Below are 22,534 nucleotides of genomic sequence, written 5' to 3'. Positions count from 1 at the left end.
CAAAAAGAAAACCTCCTTGCCAAATGGCAAAGAGGTTATTGCTTACTCCTCTGGCTGACCGTAAAGCTCTTCCAAAGGTTTTGTGATGATACGGCTGATATCGTTGATCGCAATGTTCAGACGCTGTTCTTGTTCCATCAATTTCGCAATCTGTTCGTCCTGCTGAACTACTTGTACTACGCTTTGTGCTTTTTGTACTTCTTCTTCTGTAATTTCCTGTCCTTGCATTTGCTTTTGCTGCAATTCAAGTTGGATGTTACGGAAGTTTTCGAACATCTCTTTAGAAGATGGATCGTTCATTACCGTATCATAAGCGGCTTTCAAGCCTTTGAATTCTTCACTTTCACGGATTGCTTTTTCTAAGTCATACGCATGATCGTACATATTAGCCATGGGTACGTACCTCCTCATTTTTACTCAAGTTCCACTATAACAAACCGATAGAGCGCTGTATAGTTCGAGCCATCAGATAAAGAGTGCGATAATACCTTGAACGATTCCAATGATACCGCCCAAAAGGAATCCAAGGTATGTAATCAGCTTAAATTCTTTATTGGAGATAGCCAAGACTAGTTCTTCAACTCGTTCCAGCGGGAAGCCGGATACTTCTTTTTCAACCATTTTGGCAAGCTCAAGTTGTTCCATGATGACCGGAATCTGCTCAGAGAGACGCTGAAGGACTTGTCCCACCACCCTAGTCAGTTTCTCTTCAATTACATCGTCTTGTAGGTTTTGCATATACACTTTCATCGGTGTATCTAGCATCTCATCAAATGGTATCGACTTTCTGACCACTTGCTGGATAGCCTCATCCAGCGTATCTTGGCCGATTGATTCTGTCACTTGGCCTACCTTCTTGTTCATCAATTTATTCAGCTCATCTGCAAGCAACTGATGCAGCCAGCGATGAGTGCCTTCTGCACCGACCGACTCTATGATAACGGGCTGAATTTTATCGACAGCACTGTTAGGATCCATGAAGGAGGACAGCATACTGCCAAGAAAACCTCTGCCTTGCAGAAAGCTTTGGACAAGCTCCTGTATTTTCCGCCGTCCATCATAGCTGTCCACATAAGTTACGAGCATCTGCTGAATATGCGAAGCAGCCTTATCGGCTGCAATCTCTGTCTTTTGTTTCAATTCATCTGGCAACAGACTGCCTAGTTTCTTTTCTGACTGTTTTTCCAACTGTGTTTTTAATAATGATGCAGTCTTTGTATGAAGATCATCTGATATCACAGTTATATTCAAATCAGACAGCAGCTGCCGAGGCGTACGCTCCGAACGGAGAAAGCGAAACAATTCGCGCTTCGCCCATGTGTTGACCTTCATTTGAAAGCTTTCATCAATCAGTCTTGCTTGCATGCCTTTGGGCGTGAGTAAATGATCCACAACCGTTTTTCCAAGCGAACGTGCCAAGTCACTCCTGCGTTTAGGAATTAATCCCGGGGTAAATGGGACTCGCCATTTCCCTATATATATAGCGCGATGGGGCTTAAACAGCATCTTAATCGCCAAGTAATTCGTGATACCGCCAATCAAGGCACCGATAAGCGCCATGGACAAAATCAACCAAATATCTCCACTATTCATGTTGTATCGACCTTTCTGTTTACTTCGGTTTTAGTATAATACAATTAACACCAATTACAAAGAAACAGATTGTATGGATAGGAGAAGTGCGTATGCTGGAAGAACTAGAAAAACTATTTTCGGGTATCAAAACGGCAGACAGCCTTAATGGACTCGATGTAAATACACATCATTGGTTTCGATTAGAGGATGGCGAGATTGTAGGTTTGCCCGCCAATCAACTGAACGAACGCGAGCTTGCCTTACTTCATCATCTTGGTTCACCGATCACTATACCAATTGGCAGCAGTACAGATACAGCGTGGTATCAGCTGCTTCACGGCGATAAAATGACGGCTGAATTAAACGTGAATCCATTATATGCGTCCGGCTGCCGCTTCATTTTCTTTACCATAGAAGGGCACATTAAACCAGAGGTGTTCAGGGAAGCAATGGACAGTCTGACCGATCATCCGCTTGCATACATCTGGTTTACAAAACATACAGGAGTACTGGTTGAAAGCCGTCAAGCAGAAACTATTTTATATGAAGAAGTGGTTGATATGCTTATGTATGATTTATCTGTCCCAATCCGATTATTCGTAAGCCCTTGGCTGCATTCTGTAAAAGACGCCTCTGAGCAATACGATTGGCTGCTTGCAGCTTACAGACAGGTTTCCTCCCAATCAGCAAAACATGTTCTTCATTTTCATGATGCTGTACCGCAATTGGTAAGTATGCTGCTCCCGGAGATAGATCGACAGTATATCATGCATCACATTTTGCAAGGATTGAATGAGGACGAAGAATTGCTGCGGACAGTTCGAATGTATTTCTCTTGCAATCAAAATCTTACCCTTACAGCGAAAAAGCTGTACATACACCGCAATAGCTTGAATTATCGTTTGGACAAACTAACAGAAAAAACTGGTCTCGACATCCGGAAATTCCAGGATGCTTTTGCGCTTTATTTGGCTTTGCATAACCTTCCATAAAGAAAGAGGCACCGAAACGGTGCCTCTCTTGCCATCGATATGAAATTAGAATTGACCGCCGCTAAGCTGAGACTGTGCAGATGCTACAAGACGTTTTGTGATCTCTCCACCAACAGAACCGTTAGCACGGGAAGTTTCGTTACCGCCTAGAGATACACCGAATTCTTGTGCGATTTCATATTTCATTTGATCAATTGCTTGTTGTACGCCTGGTACTACCAAATCGTTTGTGTTCGCCATGTTTGTTCACCTCCTATGCCTATAGTTTGGGCAAGAAGGCGCTTTTTATCAGGCTTAGTTATTGGAACTTCTGGTCAATCATGGTAATTTACTTCGGATAGGTCATTTCCTCAGGTTTAATGTAGGAATCGAATTGTTCTTCAGTAAGCAAACCGCTAGCGATTGCTGCTTCTTTTAGTGTTGTATTTTCCGCAAATGCTGTTTTAGCGATCTTTGCAGCATTTTCATAACCGATATGCGGATTCAAAGCTGTCACAAGCATTAAACTATCCTGAAGATTCTTTGCAATCTTTTCTCGGTTCGGTTCAAGTCCAACCGCACAGCGATCATTGAATGACAGCATACTATCAGCCAAAAGCTGTGCAGATTGAATGAAGTTATAAGCAATAACCGGTTTGAATACATTCAATTCGAAATTTCCTTGGCTGGCTGCAAAACCAATTGCGGCATCATTACCCATGACTTGAACAGCTACCATGGTAACTGCTTCGCTTTGAGTTGGATTGACCTTACCAGGCATTATGGAGCTGCCAGGTTCGTTAGCCGGAATCTCAATTTCACCAATTCCGCAGCGTGGCCCGCTTGCCAGCCAGCGCACATCATTGGCGATCTTCATCATATCTGCTGCAAGACCCTTCAGCGCACCATGCGCATACACAATTTCATCATGACTTGTCAAAGCATGAAACTTATTCACTGCTGAACTGAATTCTTTACCAGTAGCCTCCGATAGTTCCTTACAAACCTTCTCCGAGAATTCAGGATGAGCATTCAAGCCTGTTCCGACTGCTGTTCCACCAATAGCCAGCTCTTGAACAAAGGGAATGCTTGTCTTAATCATCTGTTCCGACTTTTCCAGCATACGATGCCAGCCGCTGATTTCCTGTCCGAGCGTAAGCGGTGTTGCGTCCTGTAAATGAGTACGACCTATTTTCACGATATCCTGATAGGCATCAGATTTTTCCTTCAGCGTTTTTTTGAGCTGATTTAAAGCAGGTAATACCGTATCTTCCAGCTGTGTAACAGCAGCTATATGTAGAGCTGTCGGATAAGTATCATTTGAGCTTTGAGACTTGTTGACATCATCATTTGGATGCAAACGCACTTCTTTTCCTTGTTCCTCAAGCCACTTGTTTCCGACAAAAGCGATAACTTCATTAACGTTCATATTCGATTGTGTCCCGCTGCCTGTCTGCCAGACAACTAACGGAAAATGATCATCCAGCTCACCGCTAGTAATTTGATCCGCCGCATAGCCGATTGCATCACTTTTATCTTTTTCCAGCAAACCTAAATCATAATTGGCTTTTGCAGCACTTTTCTTAAGTAAAGCGAAAGCGTATACAATTTCTTTTGGCATTCTTTCTGAACCAATCGGAAAATTCTCTCTGCTGCGCTGCGTTTGCGCTCCCCAAAACTTGTCTGCAGGTACCTGAATTTCACCAATTGTATCTTTCTCCACACGAAATTCCATTTTACTTCCCCTCTCCAAAATCTTCATTTGATAAGGCACCTTTATTGTAACAAATTATCTTATACTTTGCGGCTATCATCTTCGGAAGGTTGGCCATCTTTTCATTTTTGAAAAAATTTAATAATTTCGCTACCTTTCCTGTTTACAATATGTTAGAATCGAGTTGAGTTAATAATCAATCAATTTATTTCGTGCAGCATCTATAAGCACATCTGACATGTAAGTCTATGGCATACCAGTTATGCCGCTAAATCTGTATGTGACCTCCCATCACATAAATTGGAGCCACTGCCCATTAGGACAGTGGCTCTTTTTCAGCTCTTAAGATCAGACTCCATTTGGAAGTGTTCTTCCAATGTTGTATCTTCTTCATATATTTGCTTCGCCAGATCTTTTCCGACGTAGCGGATGTGCCATGGTTCATAGCTGTAACCGGTAATATCGGATTTTCCTTCTGGATAACGAATAATATAACCATATTCATGAGCATGCTCCGCCAGCCATTTTCCTTCATCTGTATCGATGAACGTTTCCTCCAGCGCTAATGCCATCTCGGCAGATGTCAAATCAATAGCAAGCCCTGTTTGATGCTCACTCCGGCCAGGTCTTGACGATACTTTATCAGTTTCTTCCTGCCCTTGGGTTGCTACGTTATTCTCATAAATTTCTTTTTGTCTTTCTTCAGATCTGTACCCGCTTGCAGCGACCAGTTCCATCCCGTCCTTTTGGGAAGCGGCGAACAGCTCCTCCAATGCTTCAGCTGCTTCTTTGCGCATTTTCCGCTTCTCTAGATGCTCACTGAAGTAAAACGGTACGTCTGGCTCGACTAAGTCCTTTGGTTCCCAGCCATCCGGAAACTTCCTGGTTTTGTTTACGACAACTTCGATACTATCCGGATTATCTACCGTTACAGGTTTCTCGATTGAGCCTACCACATCTTCCGCTTCTTCCTGATGCTGATCAGGCTTTGTATCAGCTGTCTGATCCTCAGCAGCAGTATCTTCTTCCTGCGACTGTTCTGCCTGCTGGTTCTCCGTCTGCTTATCAACAGTCTTATTTTCATTTGTGTCTTGATTCTGGCTTGTTTGCTGGTTTTGACATCCAGCTGCAATTAACACAGCGCTAAGCGCAGCAAACAGCATCAAACGCTTCATTTCTAAAATCTCCTCTTCGTTCATCTAGTTTTGAGGATATTATAGCATAGGTGCCAAATATTTTCGCACGTAAAAAGACCTGCCTTGTCCCATGACAAAACAGATCCTGTAAAATTCTATATTATTCGAAAGTATAGGGGCGGTAAGCTGCACTTAACTCCTTGAATCGTTCCGCATCTCTTTGGTCAATACACTCATTGATTTGGGCTTCCAGTCTATTCTTGTTCCAGGTAAAATAAAATTCATCCAGCATAAGTCTTGTGGCCAGCTTCACTTCAAACGAAATCTCCCGTTTAGCAGTAACATAAGCACGCTTCCTCTTCGTTCTTTGCAGACGATAGACAACTTTATGCTTTTTCATGGAACGATTCCCCCTGGTTCCTTTTTTCCATTATGCTGGATTCACATTAATTTTGCAACAATTTTCTGATTTGTTCGTTAAATTAATGTAAATGCGGAACAGGGTGATGCTTTTGTTCATCCGGATCAGGCGGCTTGACGAATTTCAATGTGAGTAAAGCTGCAATAAAGGCCGCACCTGCAAATGTAACGATTAGCCAGATAAAATCCACTCTTAATAAAATAGCAACTACAGGCGGACCGGCGGCAACGCCCACATACCGCATTGCACTTAACAATGAGGTGATGGTCCCTCGAACATCCTTTTCCATATTGCTTGTCACCAAAGAATCTAAACAAGGCAGACCTGCTCCAATTCCTACACCTGCGATAAGGAATACTGCCATCATAAAGACAATTCCCTTTGAGAAATAGAGTGCTATTGTAACAACACCTGCAGCAACAACTCCTGTGAATATAATCCATTTCATCAGTTTACCATTGCTCTTAATCCATTTACCCGTCAGATAGGATGCCAGACACAATGCTGCCAGTGGTATAGCTAAAACCGCTCCCTTAAGTATGCCGTGCATTCCATACTTTTCTTCTAATACCGTGCTTAAATAGAAGAGGATGCCGAAAAGAAGAAACATAAGGATGGCACCTATTAGAAAAGTAGCAGTCAGCCAGCCGCCATGTTCATGGAATGTCGCCTTCGTGTTTTTCAGAAACGTTTTAAAATCATTGCCTTTCTTATCATCTTTTGGCTTCTTAATAAGGAAGAGGACTAATAAGAAAGAGATCGCACAAAAAACAGGGATTGCGTAAAAAGGCATATACCAAAGAAACCCCGCAAGCAGCGCTCCTAGTACAGGACTTAATACCTTCCCGAAAGTATTGGCCGTTTCGACAATACCAAGTGTGGCACTTACATCTTCATCTTTTTCGAACATATCACCGACAAGCGGTAGTACAACTGGTGCTGCACCTGCAACTCCTATCCCTTGAAGGATCCTTCCAATTAGAATCCAAAGATACGGACTATCACTGCCAACAGAAAAGATTCCAGCTATGAGACCGCCTGCACCAGCAATGACGAGTGAAGGTAGAATGACCGCTTTGCGTCCGAAACGATCAGATAGAAAGCCGGCAATCGGAATGAATATAATAGCTACAATGGAATAGAATGTAATGATAAAACTTGATTGAAGTTTAGTTATATTCAATTCCTCTTCCATTAACGGAAGCACAGGCAGCAGCATGCTGTTCCCAAGCGTCATTATCAAGGGAATGGAAGCCAATGCTACAATTGCCCAGCGCATATCCTTTGGTGATTTACCTGATTGACTTGATGACGCATTTCTTTCACCCATATGTCGTCTCCTGCCTTTCACATACTACTTTCATTTTTTGCAAGACAGGAGTTTTTTATGTAATGAAAAAAACCCAGATAAATCTGGGTTTAATTTGCCTGCTGCAGCAGGGCTTGATTATCTGCATAAGTCCAGTAACAATTGCGCCAGCCTTGTTCTCGGGCGAGCTTCTCGAAGTTCTCTGCCTCGCTTCCGTAAAAGCGAATAATCGCTCGCTCCGGTGTCTCTGCCTCGGGGCCGATCACGATATCCAGTTCCTTGTAAAACCGTACCCCTTCCAAGCTGCCTTCAATAATGATCTTTTCCTGGCTCATTTTTTTCAACCCCTTCGTATAATGATCAAACATAAGAATATAATGTACTATCTTGTACCCATTCTGGACATGCACTAACCGTTCCTGCTCCAGAATTAGATCGGAGGAAACTTTACATATGGGCCAGTACGATAATCTGAAAGCTGGTGAGAAAGGAGCTTTGCTTAGTATCGCAGCTTATTTGCTGCTATCCTTTATCAAATTGCTTGTCGCCTACATTGGAGATTCAGATGCCTTGCTTGCCGACGGGCTGAATAATACAACGGATGTCGTAGCTTCTGTTGCCGTGCTGATTGGACTGCGCATCTCCCGCAAACCGCCTGACACTGATCATAGATATGGGCATTTCCGAGCGGAGACCATCGCATCGCTTGTTGCAGCTTTTATTATGATCTCGGTTGGACTGCATGTATTATTCGATACTCTTGAGCGTTTAATGGAACCAGATTATGTCCAGCCTGATATGCTGACAGGCTGGACAGCCTTAGGAGCAGCTTTTGTTATGATGCTGGTATACCGTTACAACTACGCCCTGGCCAAACGAATTCAAAGCCCTGCACTTATGGCTGCTGCACAAGATAATAGATCTGACGGAATGGTCAGTATAGGTGCTTTCGTGGGAATCTTCGGAGCTCAGTTCGGTTTTTATTGGCTTGATCCGCTGGCAGGATTCGTTGTTGGAATATTAATCTGTAAGACGGCATGGGATATTTTTTACGATGCAACGTATTCGCTTACCGATGGATATGATGTGGACAGGTTATTGAAGATCCGTCACAGTATTCTCGAGGATAAAGATGTTCTTGAGGTAGTCGAAATCAAAGCAAGATTGCACGGCAACCAATCCCTTGTTGATGTCATCATCCGGGTCGATGCCTCCCTCAATGTGAAAGAAAGCCATGCCATCACCGAAAGATTGGAAAAGCTCCTCATTAAGAAGCATGACATCTTTCATACTTTTATCCATATTGAGCCATAGAAAAAAGCCTATACCGGCGCGGTATAGGCTTCTCTTTATTCTTCGTCTTGATTTGTTAGGATGACTGGGCCATCTTTTGTGATGACGATTGTATGTTCATATTGAGCAGATAAAGAACCGTCGACCGTTCTAGCAGTCCAATTATTGTCATCCATCTGGCTGCCCCATTCGCCGATATTAAGCATCGGTTCGATTGTTATGACCATTCCTTCTTTCAAACGAGGTCCTTTATTCGGCAAACCGAAATGAGGAATATGCGGTTCTTCATGGATAGTTGGTCCAATTCCGTGTCCTGTGAAGTCACGTACAACAGAATAGCCTTCTCCCTCTGCAAATTGTTGAATTGCATGGCCTATATCACCAATTCTGGCACCAGGCTGTGCTTTTTCAATTCCTTTGTACAAAGATTCCTTCGTTATATCCAGCAGACGCTGTGCTGCTTCACTGATTTCGCCGACACCATAAGTCCAGGCAGAATCAGCTAAACCTCCGTTTAAATTAACGACCATATCGATTGTTACGATATCACCATTTTTCAATGGCTGTTTTCTTGGGAATCCGTGACAGATCTCATCATTTATAGAAGCACAAGTTGCATACGCATAGCCATTGTAGCCCTTCTGCTCAGCTGTTGCGCCATGCTTAGCCAAATAATCTTCCACGAATGAATCGATTTCCATTGTTGTGATTCCTGGTTTAATCATGTTACGAATTTCTTTATGAATATCGGCAAGCAGCTTTCCTGCTGCACGCATCATTTCTATCTCACGCACACTTTTGCGATTAATCATTTGTTTCTCTTCCTTTCTGACGGCAAAGCTTACTTTTCCACTATAGAGTGTATCATATTATGCCAAATCCTTTAAATCGTTACGTTGTTTACTTTAATCAATCCAACGGTTCATTGTCCTTTATATTAGAATGGTTGGCAATCAGCAAAGCAAATACAAGCAAGACTATTGCCAACGCATACAAAAGGATTGTGAGCGGATTTTCGTGGTCAATGATAATGAGCCGAATGATTGCAGTAATTCCTATGTAGATAAAGTAGCGAAGCGGAAAATGGTAGTCATGCGTAAAGTACTTGATGATTAAACTAATGAACTCAAAATAGAGAAAATAAACGATAATACCTTCCGCCAAATAAAAATAACTTACCTCTTCATTACGGATAAGCAGTACATCAAAAATAAATACTGTTTTCTTTAACAGGAAGACAACAAGGATCATTGCAAGGATGGTCAAGGTAATATTCAATATCATTTGCAGAAATACAGCGATAAATGCTGTTTTCTTTTGCAGTTCCCGCATTTTTCTCCCTCCTATGCTTGTCTTAAATATACTGGCGGGAGCAAAATTATATGCGCCGAAGATATAGGCTTTTTTTATACGAGATACCCTTGAATAATTGGAAAAGAAAAGACAGAATGGAAGTAATAGACAAGGAGGTCATGTAGTGATTCAAATTGATCATGTACATAAGCAATATGGAAATAAGAAGGCTGTCAGCGACGTCAGTTTAACAGTGCCTACTGGTAAGATATTTGGTTTTCTGGGACCGAACGGCGCCGGTAAGTCCACCACGATTAAAATGGTGACTGGTATTCTGCCAGTTGATTCAGGGACAATCACCATTAATGGGAAGGACATTACTTCGGATACAATCGCTGCGAAACAAGAATTCGGCTACGTTCCGGATAGCCCCGATTTATTTTTGAGGCTTAAAGGATTGGATTATCTTCATTTCCTAAGTGATATTTATGGGATTGCTTTCGATGTGAGAGAAGCAAGAATTGAGGAATACAGTAAGATGTTCAGTATCTACGAGGCATTGGGAGATCAGATTAAAACATATTCGCATGGTATGCGGCAGAAGTTGTTCATAACCGGCATGCTCGTACAGCAGCCATCTGTCTGGATTCTCGATGAGCCAATGACTGGATTAGATCCGAAATCGTCTTATCAATTGAAAGAACTGATGCGAAATCATGCAGCGAACGGTAATACGGTCTTTTTCTCCTCTCATGTATTAGAGGTTGTTGAACAGCTTTGTGATGAAGTCGCCATTATTCGGAAAGGTGAGCTTCTTTTCCAAGGTACATTACCAGAAATGCGGGAGAGGTTCCAATCAGATGATAGCTTGGAGCATATCTTCCTGGAGCTGACTCAGGATGCATAAACCGATCCGATCCCTCATCCGTATTCAGCTCAAGATGCAGTATGCCAACGCATTCCAAAAACCGAGTGTAGTTATCGGATTGGTATTCGGTATAATCGGACTTCTGTTTCTTGCTATGATGTTCGGCGGATATATGTTGCAGATTATTGATGTCATGTACAGCTTACTGGAACCGTCCGGTAATACCGATGCAATTTTAGGCACCTTATTCTTGATGAATTTCTTCCTCATTTTCATCCTATCGCTAATGTTAATCATGAATACGTTCTATTTTACGGAGGATATTACGTCATTCCTTCATTTGCCGGTCCACTCTTATCAGCTGCTTATCGCCAAGTCGCTGAATCCGCTAATTTATGTCTATTTGCTTACAGCTGCTATGTATTTACCTGTCACTATTTTCTATGGCACATTAAGCGGCGCTGGCTTTATGTATTATGTATATGTCCTGCTTCTTTTCTTCCTGATTCCAACTATACCTTATGCGTTAGCGGCTGCTGTTGTCATGTTCGCCATGCAGTTCGTCAATAAAGGAAAGAACAAGGATAGAAGTAAGGTCATCGGCGGTATTATCGGATTTGTATTAATCATTCTGCTGAATGTCGTCTTACGCTTACAGCAAGATCCAGAGCAAATCGCACAAGTGATAGCTGACAATGCCGAAAAAGGCGGATTGCTGCAGATGGCAACATTGTATTACCCTCCTGCATCACTGATGTCATATATACTTACAACTGCAGGATCCTGGCAAAGCCTCTTTTACTTTGTCATCGTATTACTGCTTGCAATAGCCGCGGGGCTGCTGTTCTTTGCAGCTGCGCAGAAGTTCTATATGAAGGGCGCATTAGGTCTTAATACTGGTTCTGGCAAAGTATTCAATGGCAAAGGTCTAGGTCGTAAACCAAAGTCGGTAATCAGTGCATATCGCGCCAAAGAAATACAGACCATCTTTCGGACACCGACGTTTTTCCTGCAATGTGTCGCTGGCGCTTTCGTTATGCCTGCATTATTGGTCGTCATCTTCTTCATGGGTGATTTTGCTTCTGCTACAACCATGATTGAAGGAATAAGCGGCAGCATGTTATTTGTGGTTATCCTTTTCGCAAACGTCTTCTCAGTCGGATTAAATCCGATCAGCATCGTCAGTTTCTCAAAAGATGGGCAAAGCTGGGAAGCGCATTTATTTCTGCCATTAACCATGCGTCAAATTGTCATTGCCAAGCTGCAAGCTGCGTTTTTGATTAATTTGCTCCCCCTTACTGTTCTATTTGTGATCGCTATACCTGTGATACAGATGAATTTATGGGAAGCCTTGATATGGGTAGTCATCGCATTGCTTGTTAACTCTGCGGTCACAGTAGTCGGAATGGTCAGCGATTTACTTTATCCGAAGCTCGGGTGGACAGAAGAGACAGAGCTATTTCAAAACAGATTAGCAACTTTAATGTCTATCATAATAACAGCGAGTGCATTCGTTTTCCTGTTTGCTTTGCTGCTCATCCTGCAAATGTCGATGATCGCTTCATTTATTGTCACTGTGGTATGGATCAGCGTGGTTATCGTTCTCTTAACTTATATTGTCAGCAGGCTGCTGAAGACTGCCGACCGAACGAGTCTCTCAAGATAAAAAGAAGCTTTGCACGAATTTGTGCAAAGCTTCTTCATTTATAAATTAATAGCCGTAGCCATAACCGTAGTCGTTGCCACCTACATAAGATGAACCGACAATAATCAAAAGGATGAATAACACAACCAAAAATGCGAAGCCGAAGCCTCCCTCATTACCTTTAGACATTTTACTTCCCCCTTTTTCCTACAGGATAATGCATTGTATGTGCAGAACCCAGAAAGGAGAGGGCGCATACCTAAACTACTTAAACATAATCCTTCACAGCATAACGTTTCCCGTTTTCGATTTCACTTCCAGTTAGGATGTCAGCTAATACACCTGCGACAAACATTGGATCCCTAAGCGACTTGTTTGTCACATAATCCTTGAACTTCTGTACTTCTTGGAATTGTTCTGGTTCGCTCGAACGTATATCTGCCTGCATATCCGTATTCATAATGCCGGGATTGTAAGCAATAGCGATATTACCAGTACCAGCTTCTGCCTCTTCATGAGCTACTGTTTCTGTGTAGCGGTTCAAACCGGCTTTCGACGTACTATAAGCACTCCAGCCATGCACAGAACGTTCGGCTGCACCGGAGGTAACATTTACGATAACTAGCGGAATGTTATATGTTTTAGCATATTTGAGAAAAGTAGAGCATGCCAGCATTGGTGCAGTTAAATTGATGGCCATATGTGCTTCCCATTCAGAAAGACTGTATGAATCAGCAGTCGCAATCGGACCGACTACACCGGCATTGTTAATCAAGTAGACAGTATCATCGGCTTTTGTAAAAATGTCTTCTGCTAAATACTCAAAATCTTTCTCACAAGCCGCTGTATCCTGCAAGTCACCATAACGATATGTATAACTAGCATTATCCATTCCTTCATAAGAAGACAGATTGTCACTATTCTTTCTTGCAACTCCAATTACTTGGATTCCTCTTTCTAACAATTGCTTGGCAATCGCTTCCCCCAAACCGCGAGAAGCCCCTGTTACTACTGCTGTTTTCATTTTCTCTCCTCCAATTCCTGTAATAAAGCTGGAATCTCTGCATAGATACTAACAATTTCTTTTATAGGCATGCGCACTAGTCCGCTTGAAGATGGCGCAACAAACTCTATTACATTTTTCGTCACTGAAGACTCCTGAATACCCCAGCCAGTCTGTTTCACCTTACTGTACTGCTGGTAAACACCTTTGCCGACAAAGCAAGCGACTCCTGGACGATAATGAGCTAGTTTTTCACGGAGCAGCTGCGCTCCTTCTATGTACTCTTCCTTGGTTATATCTGCTGCGGCCTTGGTTGGTCTGGCTACTATATTCGTAAAACCAATCCCTTTACCTAGCAAATCTTGATCTTCAAAAGGTTCACATTTCCGTTCTGTAATGCCTGCTTGATATAGGATATTCCAGAAGCGGTTATTCCGATTTGCGTAGTGATGACCAGTTTCAGCTGAACGTACACTCGGGTTGAAACCGATGAACAAAAGCTTCAGTCCCTTATCGATATGATCCGGTATTGGTTCAAGACTCATTTCAGCACCTCCACTCTTCTTACATTGTAGCCAAAGGGTTCTCAAGACGCAAAAAAAGCACAGTGTCGCTGTGCTTTTCTTAACTTTCGATATAAATTGCCTGGCTACCTAGCTGTTCCCAAGCCTTCTCAAAATTCTCCCGATCCACTTCCTGGTCTTTTTGGCCATATGGGTTATTGATGAACACAGTGTCTTCCGTATAACCAGTAACAGCCACGCTATGAACACTATAAGTTACATCGACTTCTCCATTTGGTGTGTCCCATGTTTGCATGTCACTAACCGGTGCCAGACTCGCTGTTGTAATGATCCAAACAGGATTACCATTATCCAAAGGTTGATAAATAGCCTCTTCAACTGATTTCCCAGTCATGTCGACTGCTTTATCCCCTGCTACTTGTTTCGCAACATCCATAACTGGTCCATGGTAAACACCAAGTCCGGGTCCATTCGGCATGTCTCCGACGAATCCTTCATTTGGATCGCCATGAAGGCCATTGTCATAATTCAGCGGTACGTTTGCAATTTGATCGGCCAAGTCATTTTTTGTCACATCATATCCTGCATATAATAAAATCATCGCTAAACTCGTTACTTCACAGCCATTATATAGTCGTGGTGCATCCATTTGATTAAGAAGCGGCACATCTAAGGGCCCTTCCTCGACCGCTGATAACTGCGGTACATCATCTTTGTTCTCAATCTCCGTCTTTCTCGTGGCAGTTTCTGATTCAGCCCGCAAATCATCCGAACGGTTCTGGTAAGTAAGAATCGCCAAGACAAGAGCTATGGCTGCCAGACTCACTAAGATGATAACATATTTATTTTTCATTTTTTCTCTCCTGTTGAATAGCTAATTAAAAGGCTTGTTTCTAATTATAAAGTAGCCCAGCTTACTATGCCAATATACATCAATCTTTTAATAAAAATCAGGACAAATGCCATACTAACAAGGAGGTGATTGGAAATGAGCAGAAAAAAAAGCCAGAATGAAAAAGCGGCTACCAGTGTAAACAAACAAGGACTGCCAGAAGACGCAGCAAACCAGGAACCAAAAAACCAGCTGGAGCAGCGAGCAAAGAAAAAGAACACGAAGATATAAAATAATATTTAGTACTGTAAGACGAACAATGCTCGTGGGCGGCATCGCTTCGGAGTCTCCATGTTCTGCCTACGCTAGTAGGACTGTTGCGCTTAATTAGCGTAGGAAATACACGGAGACTCCCGCGGGAGGAAGGCCTAGGTGAGACCCCGCAGTGCGAAAGCACGAGGAGGCTCACCAGCCACTCGCAGGAAAGCGGAGTGTATTTCCGGAGCGACAGCATAGCTCTATATATCTTAATGTAACAAAAAGCCAGACAATACCGTATTATTAAACGGTATTGTCTGGCTTTTTGTAATACTTAAAGGCTTTTGTTCCAGGCTCTTTTATTTTTTCCGTGCTACGACGAACCAAAGCTGGGCATCCTGTTCTGCACCTGCTTTAAAATCTACTCGCTGTTTATGAAGTGTCATCTCGACAACTTGATAATCATCCTCAAGCAGTGCATTCAGTTCTTCTTCTTGGAAGAAATGCGCAATCCGGTCATGCACAAGGAATGTATCCTTTTCCATTTCCACTCCAGCACCATACAGCTTCTCATCTCTTGCTGACAGGCAAGAGAAAATCAATAATCCATCCTTGCGCAGCAATGATGTGAAGTGGGCAAGTAGTTGTTCTCGTTCTTCTTCTGTGTACATATGAAGTATACTCGATAAATAAATGCCGTCGAATCTTTCTGTCGATGGAAACGGCAAATTCAAATAATCCCCGACGAAGTGATTCACATTAGCCAATCCAACTGCCTTTGCATGACTGCTGGCACGCTCAATTGCCACTTCTGATATGTCACAAGCTGTCACTTCAAATGCATATTCCCCAAAGAAGTTGCTATTCCTTCCATATCCACATCCTGGTACAAATAACTGCTTCGCTTGATCAGCCGCAAAATATGGATATGCCATGACAGCTGATGGTGTTGCTTCCGTTCCCCAAATGTCCCCTGCTTCAAAACGACTATTCCAATATGTTTGTAACATCATACTCATAGTGCCATTTCCCCCAGCATAGAGTTATATATACTTTCGGTAAATTATTTTACAAAGAATTTACTAAGCATAGTGTAACATGTTTGGACAAGGATGAAAGGATTATTTCTAAAAAAAGATTGTAAAGAAATACTCACTATAATTTGTGTATTTCTTCACTTATTCCCACTCTTCTCGAAGCAATCCCATGCGAATTGAATCATAATACTCTCCATTATAATATCTGCATTTTCTCATGCGAGCTTCCATCGTCATACCGAGTTTTTCTCCCAGACGCACCATTCGCTTGTTTCCTGACCAAGTTGTATAACCTACCCTTACAATTGGCAGCGTGTTGAATAAATGTGATATCCATTGTCGGAGTGCTGCAGTTCCGTACCCTCCATTCCAATAAGCAGAATCATAGATTGTGATACCCATCTCCAGCCACTTGGACGGCTCATGTTCCCAGTAATATCCTAACGTCCCAATAACAGTTCCATCTGTTTCCATTACCCATTGATCCGGGGACTCTTCTTCGTAGCGGAAGCTAGCCAAAAATTCATCTCTCGGCACGTGAACAAAAGAGAAATAAGGTGCATCCCACTTCTTCCACTCCGGCTCCTTTGCTCCATATTTAAGCTCCCATAGAATTGGACCGTCTTCTTTTCTCACCGGTCTGATTTTCACATCAGTCATTATGTATATCCTCCATTCGAACGCATGGCCAAAGCCGCTGCCAATTTTTCTGTTTTACTCTTTTCAGATAGATAGGATGATAGCTTGTATCCCTAGCGTATAAAGGAGTCGGTGCAATACGGCAAGCGAGTAAATCTACCACTCCATACGGCGCTATCAACTGTAATTCATCTCCGTTCATCCTCACGCCAATGCTAGTAGCTGTTTCTGTGTAGCAAGCAATTGCATGCTCCGTATTTCTAAAGGCAGGCAATTTATTAACTTCATGCATTCTAGCCTGGTTTTTCACTGACCATGGTACATCTGGTATCCTTTGCAGCAGCATATTTTCATATTTCTTTTCTGTCACTTCATCTATATCAGAAGCATCAAAATAAACGACATCTACGTCCGGAAGCGGCGTACGCCGTGTATATCCATGTTGGACATCCCAAACCTTTGATCTGACAAAACCGGCACTTATACAAAGATCAGGTAGCTGTAACCTTGCTGCTGCGCTTAGTACCTCCATCATCCATTTATCTTGTCTGATTGCTTTAAGTATATCTTCTTCTGTTTTAAGCATAAGACGCATTCCCCTTTAAGTAACCAGCAATATATTGATGGGTAGCCTCCCGGAATTGGACAAAGTGAGTTCCTGATACTTTTTTAAGCAGTACATGCTCGTTCTGCATAGCTTCTGCTGCCTTTTGACTTCTGATTGCTTCCTTTTCGTCTATACCTGCAAAATCTGCCCAGATAAGTAACGTACGAACCTTCAACTTGCGAGTTAGCTTAGGTAAATTCGTACGATAATAAAGCATATATAGATTAATGGCAGAAGGAGATATAGCCGGAAGATTATCAAACATTTGCTTGGTATAGTGATTTACTTCTGTCTGATGTGTCTCACAGAAACGATGCAATAATTCTGTTGAATCATTTGGATTGCGGAAAAGATTAGTTAATCGTCTATTAACAGGAGCAGGATAAAGTCTATGTATGAAGGAGATGAAAGGCAGTACTAACCCCAGCACTCCAAATTCACTTACTGGAAAGACGCCAAGTGCCTTATGTCCAGCATCAAGGAGTATAAGCTTGTCTACTTTTTCTGGGTAATGGAGAGCGAATGAAATGCCGGCAAGGCCTCCTAAAGAATGGCCGATAACGGATATTCTCTCTAAGCCTTGTGCATCTGCATAACTTTTCACCCACTCACCGAGCTTCTTCACAGAAATTGACTTCTCGATTCCATCACTTTGACCAAGTCCAGGAAGATCAAGTAAATGAAAGCTATATCCTGCCCCTGCTTGATCCGCAAGTTGCTTACCCTGGTTTCCATTAAAGTCTGCACTAGGCAAGAACAATACAGGTTTTCCCTCTCCTATAATCTCAGCGTGTTTCTTATTCAGGCTCATACCGATACTCCTTCAAATCGACACGGCCATTCAGGATCTCCAGACCTTCCTCGTACAGTCTCTCTAACTGTTCATTGCGTGTCTCTTCATCTTGTATCTTCAGTTTCCCATCGGCACTGATGACCCGATGCCATGGAAGATTATGTTTCCGGCTCATGCTATGTAATATTCGTGATACTTGCCTCGCACCTCGCGCTTTACCTGCTGCCTCACCGATTTGGCCGTAGGTCATTACTTTTCCTTTTGGTATCGATTTGATGATACCAATCACTTTCTCGGTGAAGGGATCCATCATATACCCTCCTTTTTTAGAACTATCTGTCAATTAGTATAGCAAACTTCCAGCTGCTGTGAAATTCACACAAAAATATGATAGACTCTATCTAAATAGTCTAAGTAGGTCAACTTCTGTTTAACATCATGCTGGACGGGCTATGTAGTAAACGAGAGGAGAATGTGTAATGAAGCATATTGTATTTTTTGACGCAAGCTGCCCACTTTGTTCAACTGCAAAGCAAGTAATTCAAAAATTAGACTGGCTAGATAATGTGAAATGGATTCCAGTACAAAATATCGAGAATTACGAGCGTTTCCGTTTCCTAGCCAAAGGTGATGTGTATGACCGTATTCATATGATGTCTTTCAAAGGTGATATCTACAAAGGACATGAAACTGTTAAAAAAGTTTTGACACTGTTACCTGTTACCGCAGTGTTAGGATGGATTCTGCATCTTCCGTTCTTAGACCCTTACTTAGAATCTCTATATAAATGGGTGTCTGATAACCGCCATGACTGGTTCGGCACAAAACAACTGAAAGCAATTTAAAAAGAAGGGGCAGCCGCCCCTTCTTTTTTATAGGTACTTCTTCAATACTCGTTTTCCCTCATAGCTGAATAACACATGTTTCCCCTCGATATAGGTCTCCATATGGACGAATCGCCCCCATAGCTGATAAAAGTACGGCAATGTCCGCTCCAGATACGTCAAATCCAATTCGACACCTTCATAATGATGCTTCAGGTATAGCTCACCATTAGACATGTAATCGCCGTCTGTTACGGTCAAATAAGGAAAACCTCCATTCACCCGCATCGTAATCAGCTGATCGCGTACCGCTTCCCAGTCTTTATCTGTGATTTTATATTCATTGCCTTGTTTTTGGAACAAATACATATCTTCCCGATGCACAAGATCTTTTGTCAGGTAATTTCGAAGGAAAGAAATGTCCGACTCTATTTCCCGAACCTCGAACATCTTCTCTCTGCCGGAACCTGGCTTCACACCATACCGTTTCATTTCTTCGGTAGGATTGTCGAACCTCTCTTCGATATCTTCAAAAATCTTGATACCAAGATAATATGGATTAATCTGCGATGGAGACGGCTGGACAACACCAGCATTGAGCTTTGCATACTCGATTGCTTCATCACTTGTCAGATCCATCTCACGAAGAATGCGAGCATGCCAGTAGGATGCCCAGCCTTCATTCATGATCTTTGTCTCCAGCTGCGGCCAGAAATAAAGCATTTCCTCCCGCATCATTGTCAGGATATCCCGCTGCCAGTCTTCCAAATTCCGGCTGTATTCCTCTATGAACAGAAGAATATCTTTTTCCGGACGAGGCGGGAACGCCTTACGTTTTCTCTCATTTTTATCTTTTGATTTACCTCGGTCAACAAACCAAAGATCATCATATTCCGTCGCTTTTTCCGGACTTTTTTCTACCTCTTCGTCGGCTTCCCAACCTAGCTTCGGTCGCAGCAAGGATGGATCGATATGCTCCTGAATTGCCAGCACGGCATCAAGAAAATCCTCAACTTCTTTCTTACCAAATTCTTTTTCATATGCAGCAACTCTTTCTGCAGTAGCAGCCATACTATCGACCATATTCCGATTTGTATTTTGGAATCGGACGTTATTTTTAAAGAAATCACAATGAGCAAGCACATGGGCAACAATCAATTTATTCTGAACAAGACTATTGGAATTTAATAAGAAGGCATAACAAGGATTACTATTGATAACAAGCTCATAAATCTTACTTAAACCAAGGTCATATTGCAGCTTCATCTTATGAAATTGCTTCCCGAAGCTCCAGTGCGTAAATCTCGTCGGCATCCCATAAGCACCGAATGTATAAATAATGTCAGCTGGACAAATTTCATAGCGCATCGGGTAAAAATCAAGACCGAAGCCCTTTGCGATTTCCGTTATTTCCCCAATTGCCCTTTCCAATGCGTGTGTGTCGGATTGCAGCACGGGCTTTCTCCCCTTTGTACGTAATAGTACTCATACATATGCTGGGAAGACAGAAAAAAGACACCCATTTGGGTGTCTTTTTTTACTCGCTCGCTTTTTGGTAGTAATAGACCAGTGTCTCCATCCCTTTATCAAAGCTCTCCAAAGGAAAACTTTCATTCGGGGAGTGCAGTCTGTCCTCTGGTGTTCCGAAGCCAAGCAACACTACTGGTATCTGGTAAACCGTATCAATCCATTCTACAACAGGGATAGATCCGCCCATACGGACGAAGACAGTTTCCTTACCGAAAGCTTGGGTCAGACTTTCCGCAGCTTTTTGGATCAGCGGATGATTCGGATCGACTTTATATGCTTTCGCTTTGAAAGGCTCTGGTCTCACTTCAACACGAACACCAGCAGGCGCATGCTTCTCGATATGTGCCGTAATTTTCTCCACGATATCAACTGGATCTTGTCCAGGTACGAGACGACTCGTAATTTTTGCTGTCGCCTCAGCTGGGATGATTGTTTTCGTGCCTTCTCCTTGGTAACCGCCGTACATACCGTTGATTTCCAACGTCGGGCGAGCCATTGTATGCTCCTTGGCAGTGTAGCCTTTTTCGGAAACTGCTTCTGGTACGCCGACTGTCTGGACAAAGTCTTCACCTGGTGCTTGAGCCATCAGTTTACGTTCTTCTTCCGGCAATTCCTCCACACCATCATAGAAACCTTCTACTTGGACGACTTCCTCTTCATCCTTCAAGGAACTTAAGATATGAGCCAATGCTTGCAGCGGATTACGTACAGCACCGCCATACATACCAGAATGTAAATCACGATCTGGTCCGTACACAGAGAATTCAAGTGCAGCTGCACCTTTTAAGCCATAAAGCATCGTTGGCTGCCCTGCTTCGACCATGCCTGAATCACTGATAATGGCAAAATCTGCTTGGAATTGCTCTGTCTGCTCATGCAATACTCCATGCAGATTCGTACTTCCGATTTCTTCTTCACCTTCAATACATACTTTTACATTGATCGGCAGTTTGCCTTCTGTTTTCATGAAAGCTTCAAAAACTGCTAGGTGCATGAATACTTGACCTTTGTCATCACTCACGCCTCGAGCATAGATCCGGCCATTTCGTTCTGTCGGCTCAAAAGGCTCACTGTCCCAAAGCGGAAGTGGATCTGCCGGCTGGACATCATAATGTCCGTAAAAAAGTGCAGTCGGTTTATCTGGACCTGCACCAAGCCATTCACCCGTTACGATAGGATGACGCTCTGTCTCTTGGATGGTTACTTTATCAAAGCCAATTTCCTTCAAATAGTCAGCCGTAAAGCCGGCTGTCTTTGCAACATCTTCTTTATATGTACTATCTGTGCTGATACTAGGGATTCGAAGATATGTATAAAGCTTCTCCAGCAATTGCTCCCGATTTTCCTGTAAATAAGCGACAACTTGATTCGTCATATATGCCACCCTTTCCTTTTCTTATTAGTGTAGCATAAATCGGCTGTTTCTTGTTTAGCTTGTACCCGCCGGTGGAATTTAATAAGAAATACACAGTTACGTCAGGAGGAGAACAATGGGAAATGTATTAATTGTTGCAACAAACCACGACAGCCTGAAACAGACACCCCATACAACAGGACTCTGGTTCAGCGAACTGACGAATTTTTACGATAAGCTAAAGACACGCCATATTATGACTGTCGTCAGTCCAAAGGGTGGAAATATACCAATAGATCATCGCAGTCTTACAGGGTTATTTAAAAGCCATAAACTGCGGAAGTATTACCGAGCACCGGGCTTCAGGAGATTGCTGGAGAACAGCCTCTCCCCGAAGGAAGTAAATGCAGCTGATTATGATGCTATTTATTTCACAGGAGGTCACGGTACGATGTGGGACTTCCCTGAAAATAAAGAGCTGCAGCAGCTAACGAGGGATATCTATGAAAATGGCGGGATTGTCTCCGCAGTTTGTCATGGTCCTGCTGCATTGTTAAATGTAAAATTGTCTGATGGGACTTACTTATTACAAGATAAAACAGTCACAGGTTATTCCGACCGTGAAGAAACAGCCAGCCTGAACAAACACGAAATCCCTTATAGCTTGGAAGAGCAGCTAAAAAAACGTGCACTGACGTACCACAAATCAAAAGTGCCATTCAAAGGACATGTAGAAGCTGATGACAAATTAATCACCGGCCAAAATCCAGCTAGTGTCAAAGATGTTGCAAAAGCAGTTATCAAGCGTATTGAACAAAAGGATTTTGAAGAAAACCCTCGTTCGTTCCGCGCTGTACTGCGAATCCCAGAAGAAGAACAAATCCTAAGAAGAAAGCCAGCTCCTTAAT

28 protein-coding genes are annotated in these 22,534 nt (G+C 42.6%); 7 read left to right on the top strand and 21 right to left on the bottom strand.

Annotated features, from left to right (window positions below; all coding sequences use genetic code 11):
* Window positions 1-42: 42 nt before the first annotated feature.
* Both GZ22_RS04580 and GZ22_RS04575 read right to left on the bottom strand, forming a co-directional pair.
* Window positions 43-393 (bottom strand): YlbF/YmcA family competence regulator, encoded by a 351-nt coding sequence (locus GZ22_RS04580; protein ID WP_038559205.1) that lies wholly within the window; start codon window positions 391-393, stop codon window positions 43-45.
* Between the two features lie 72 nt (window positions 394-465).
* Window positions 466-1,593, bottom strand: coding sequence for a DUF445 domain-containing protein (locus GZ22_RS04575; RefSeq protein ID WP_038559202.1), 1,128 nt, complete (start codon window positions 1,591-1,593; stop codon window positions 466-468).
* A 92-nt stretch (window positions 1,594-1,685) separates the two neighbouring features.
* On the opposite strand from GZ22_RS04575, the gene GZ22_RS04570 reads away from it, so the two are divergent.
* A complete protein-coding gene (locus GZ22_RS04570) occupies window positions 1,686-2,567 on the top strand; it encodes a PucR family transcriptional regulator (protein WP_038559200.1) in 882 nt (293 codons plus the stop codon).
* A 45-nt stretch (window positions 2,568-2,612) separates the two neighbouring features.
* Here the strand turns inward: GZ22_RS04570 and GZ22_RS04565 are convergent, their stop codons facing one another.
* The 6 genes from GZ22_RS04565 to GZ22_RS04540 all read right to left on the bottom strand — a co-directional run bounded on the left by GZ22_RS04565 (window position 2,613) and on the right by GZ22_RS04540 (window position 7,461).
* Window positions 2,613-2,807, bottom strand: coding sequence for an alpha/beta-type small acid-soluble spore protein (locus GZ22_RS04565; protein ID WP_038559197.1), 195 nt, complete (start codon window positions 2,805-2,807; stop codon window positions 2,613-2,615).
* A gap of 88 nt (window positions 2,808-2,895) precedes the next feature.
* The gene (gene fumC, locus GZ22_RS04560; RefSeq protein ID WP_038559195.1) at window positions 2,896-4,281 is read right to left on the bottom strand and encodes a class II fumarate hydratase; all 1,386 of its coding nucleotides are present in this window, start codon (window positions 4,279-4,281) and stop codon (window positions 2,896-2,898) included.
* Between the two features lie 314 nt (window positions 4,282-4,595).
* Window positions 4,596-5,435 carry a M15 family metallopeptidase gene (locus GZ22_RS04555; protein WP_038559192.1) on the bottom strand — a complete coding sequence of 280 codons (840 nt, stop codon included), beginning with the start codon at window positions 5,433-5,435 and terminating at the stop codon, window positions 4,596-4,598.
* 121 nt (window positions 5,436-5,556) lie between these two features.
* Complete coding sequence (locus GZ22_RS04550; RefSeq protein ID WP_038559189.1) at window positions 5,557-5,796, bottom strand: IDEAL domain-containing protein; 240 nt, start codon at window positions 5,794-5,796, stop codon at window positions 5,557-5,559.
* 82 nt (window positions 5,797-5,878) lie between these two features.
* Window positions 5,879-7,147, bottom strand: coding sequence for an MFS transporter (locus tag GZ22_RS04545; protein WP_038559187.1), 1,269 nt, complete (start codon window positions 7,145-7,147; stop codon window positions 5,879-5,881).
* An 89-nt stretch (window positions 7,148-7,236) separates the two neighbouring features.
* On the bottom strand, window positions 7,237-7,461 hold the full coding sequence (locus tag GZ22_RS04540) for a hypothetical protein (RefSeq protein ID WP_038559184.1): 225 nt from the start codon (window positions 7,459-7,461) through the stop codon (window positions 7,237-7,239).
* Between the two features lie 118 nt (window positions 7,462-7,579).
* Between GZ22_RS04540 and GZ22_RS04535 the strand changes: the two genes are divergently transcribed.
* The gene (locus GZ22_RS04535; RefSeq protein ID WP_038559182.1) at window positions 7,580-8,440 is read left to right on the top strand and encodes a cation diffusion facilitator family transporter; all 861 of its coding nucleotides are present in this window, start codon (window positions 7,580-7,582) and stop codon (window positions 8,438-8,440) included.
* Between the two features lie 35 nt (window positions 8,441-8,475).
* Here the strand turns inward: GZ22_RS04535 and map are convergent, their stop codons facing one another.
* Together map and psiE are read right to left on the bottom strand one after the other, a co-directional pair.
* The gene (gene map / locus GZ22_RS04530) at window positions 8,476-9,231 is read right to left on the bottom strand and encodes a type I methionyl aminopeptidase (protein WP_038559179.1); all 756 of its coding nucleotides are present in this window, start codon (window positions 9,229-9,231) and stop codon (window positions 8,476-8,478) included.
* A 97-nt stretch (window positions 9,232-9,328) separates the two neighbouring features.
* Window positions 9,329-9,751 carry a phosphate-starvation-inducible protein PsiE gene (gene psiE, locus GZ22_RS04525; protein ID WP_038559176.1) on the bottom strand — a complete coding sequence of 141 codons (423 nt, stop codon included), beginning with the start codon at window positions 9,749-9,751 and terminating at the stop codon, window positions 9,329-9,331.
* Between the two features lie 145 nt (window positions 9,752-9,896).
* Between psiE and GZ22_RS04520 the strand changes: the two genes are divergently transcribed.
* On the top strand, window positions 9,897-10,619 hold the full coding sequence (locus GZ22_RS04520; RefSeq protein WP_038559173.1) for an ABC transporter ATP-binding protein: 723 nt from the start codon (window positions 9,897-9,899) through the stop codon (window positions 10,617-10,619).
* Window positions 10,612-12,246 carry a putative ABC transporter permease subunit gene (locus tag GZ22_RS04515; protein WP_038559170.1) on the top strand — a complete coding sequence of 545 codons (1,635 nt, stop codon included), beginning with the start codon at window positions 10,612-10,614 and terminating at the stop codon, window positions 12,244-12,246. Before GZ22_RS04520 ends, GZ22_RS04515 begins: the two co-directional genes overlap by 8 nt.
* A 45-nt stretch (window positions 12,247-12,291) precedes the next feature.
* On the opposite strand, the gene GZ22_RS18165 is transcribed toward GZ22_RS04515, so the two are convergent.
* From GZ22_RS18165 to GZ22_RS04500, 4 genes are all read right to left on the bottom strand, one after another.
* Entirely contained in the window at window positions 12,292-12,414 is a 123-nt protein-coding gene (locus tag GZ22_RS18165) for a YjcZ family sporulation protein (protein WP_084160650.1), read from the bottom strand.
* Between the two features lie 79 nt (window positions 12,415-12,493).
* A complete protein-coding gene (locus GZ22_RS04510; protein ID WP_038559167.1) occupies window positions 12,494-13,249 on the bottom strand; it encodes an SDR family NAD(P)-dependent oxidoreductase in 756 nt (251 codons plus the stop codon).
* Complete coding sequence (locus GZ22_RS04505) at window positions 13,246-13,773, bottom strand: mismatch-specific DNA-glycosylase (protein WP_038559165.1); 528 nt, start codon at window positions 13,771-13,773, stop codon at window positions 13,246-13,248. Before GZ22_RS04505 ends, GZ22_RS04510 begins: the two co-directional genes overlap by 4 nt.
* 79 nt (window positions 13,774-13,852) lie before the next feature.
* A complete protein-coding gene (locus tag GZ22_RS04500) occupies window positions 13,853-14,605 on the bottom strand; it encodes a C39 family peptidase (protein ID WP_084160649.1) in 753 nt (250 codons plus the stop codon).
* A 135-nt stretch (window positions 14,606-14,740) separates the two neighbouring features.
* Here GZ22_RS04500 and GZ22_RS18425 point away from each other — a divergent pair, with 135 nt between their 5' ends.
* The gene (locus tag GZ22_RS18425; protein ID WP_102706725.1) at window positions 14,741-14,875 is read left to right on the top strand and encodes a small, acid-soluble spore protein L; all 135 of its coding nucleotides are present in this window, start codon (window positions 14,741-14,743) and stop codon (window positions 14,873-14,875) included.
* A 326-nt stretch (window positions 14,876-15,201) separates the two neighbouring features.
* Here GZ22_RS18425 and GZ22_RS04495 read toward each other — a convergent pair whose 3' ends face one another.
* From GZ22_RS04495 to GZ22_RS04475, 5 genes are all read right to left on the bottom strand, one after another.
* A complete protein-coding gene (locus GZ22_RS04495; RefSeq protein WP_038559162.1) occupies window positions 15,202-15,861 on the bottom strand; it encodes a class I SAM-dependent methyltransferase in 660 nt (219 codons plus the stop codon).
* Window positions 15,862-16,020: 159 nt separating this feature from the next.
* Window positions 16,021-16,548, bottom strand: coding sequence for a GNAT family N-acetyltransferase (locus GZ22_RS04490; RefSeq protein WP_038559159.1), 528 nt, complete (start codon window positions 16,546-16,548; stop codon window positions 16,021-16,023).
* Entirely contained in the window at window positions 16,532-17,104 is a 573-nt protein-coding gene (locus GZ22_RS04485) for a nucleotidyltransferase family protein (RefSeq protein WP_051748028.1), read from the bottom strand. Before GZ22_RS04485 ends, GZ22_RS04490 begins: the two co-directional genes overlap by 17 nt.
* Window positions 17,097-17,936, bottom strand: a complete 840-nt coding sequence (locus tag GZ22_RS17970) for an alpha/beta hydrolase (protein ID WP_051748024.1) — start codon at window positions 17,934-17,936, stop codon at window positions 17,097-17,099. Before GZ22_RS17970 ends, GZ22_RS04485 begins: the two co-directional genes overlap by 8 nt.
* Window positions 17,923-18,231 carry an MGMT family protein gene (locus GZ22_RS04475; RefSeq protein WP_342666731.1) on the bottom strand — a complete coding sequence of 103 codons (309 nt, stop codon included), beginning with the start codon at window positions 18,229-18,231 and terminating at the stop codon, window positions 17,923-17,925. Before GZ22_RS04475 ends, GZ22_RS17970 begins: the two co-directional genes overlap by 14 nt.
* A gap of 166 nt (window positions 18,232-18,397) precedes the next feature.
* Here GZ22_RS04475 and GZ22_RS04470 point away from each other — a divergent pair, with 166 nt between their 5' ends.
* Window positions 18,398-18,763: a thiol-disulfide oxidoreductase DCC family protein gene (locus GZ22_RS04470; protein WP_038559150.1), complete on the top strand. Its 366-nt coding sequence runs from the start codon at window positions 18,398-18,400 to the stop codon at window positions 18,761-18,763.
* Window positions 18,764-18,790: 27 nt separating this feature from the next.
* Here GZ22_RS04470 and GZ22_RS04465 read toward each other — a convergent pair whose 3' ends face one another.
* On the bottom strand, window positions 18,791-20,197 hold the full coding sequence (locus GZ22_RS04465) for a SpoVR family protein (protein WP_038559147.1): 1,407 nt from the start codon (window positions 20,195-20,197) through the stop codon (window positions 18,791-18,793).
* Window positions 20,198-20,279: 82 nt separating this feature from the next.
* On the bottom strand, window positions 20,280-21,647 hold the full coding sequence (locus GZ22_RS04460; protein WP_038559144.1) for a dipeptidase: 1,368 nt from the start codon (window positions 21,645-21,647) through the stop codon (window positions 20,280-20,282).
* A gap of 115 nt (window positions 21,648-21,762) precedes the next feature.
* Between GZ22_RS04460 and GZ22_RS04455 the strand changes: the two genes are divergently transcribed.
* Window positions 21,763-22,533 (top strand): type 1 glutamine amidotransferase domain-containing protein, encoded by a 771-nt coding sequence (locus GZ22_RS04455; protein WP_084160648.1) that lies wholly within the window; start codon window positions 21,763-21,765, stop codon window positions 22,531-22,533.
* Window position 22,534 lies beyond the last annotated feature (1 nt).

It is taken from the genome of Terribacillus saccharophilus (assembly GCF_000725365.1).
Classification (GTDB): Bacteria; Bacillota; Bacilli; order Bacillales; family Amphibacillaceae; genus Terribacillus; species Terribacillus saccharophilus.
This window is presented reverse-complemented; position numbering and strand designations above follow the sequence as displayed.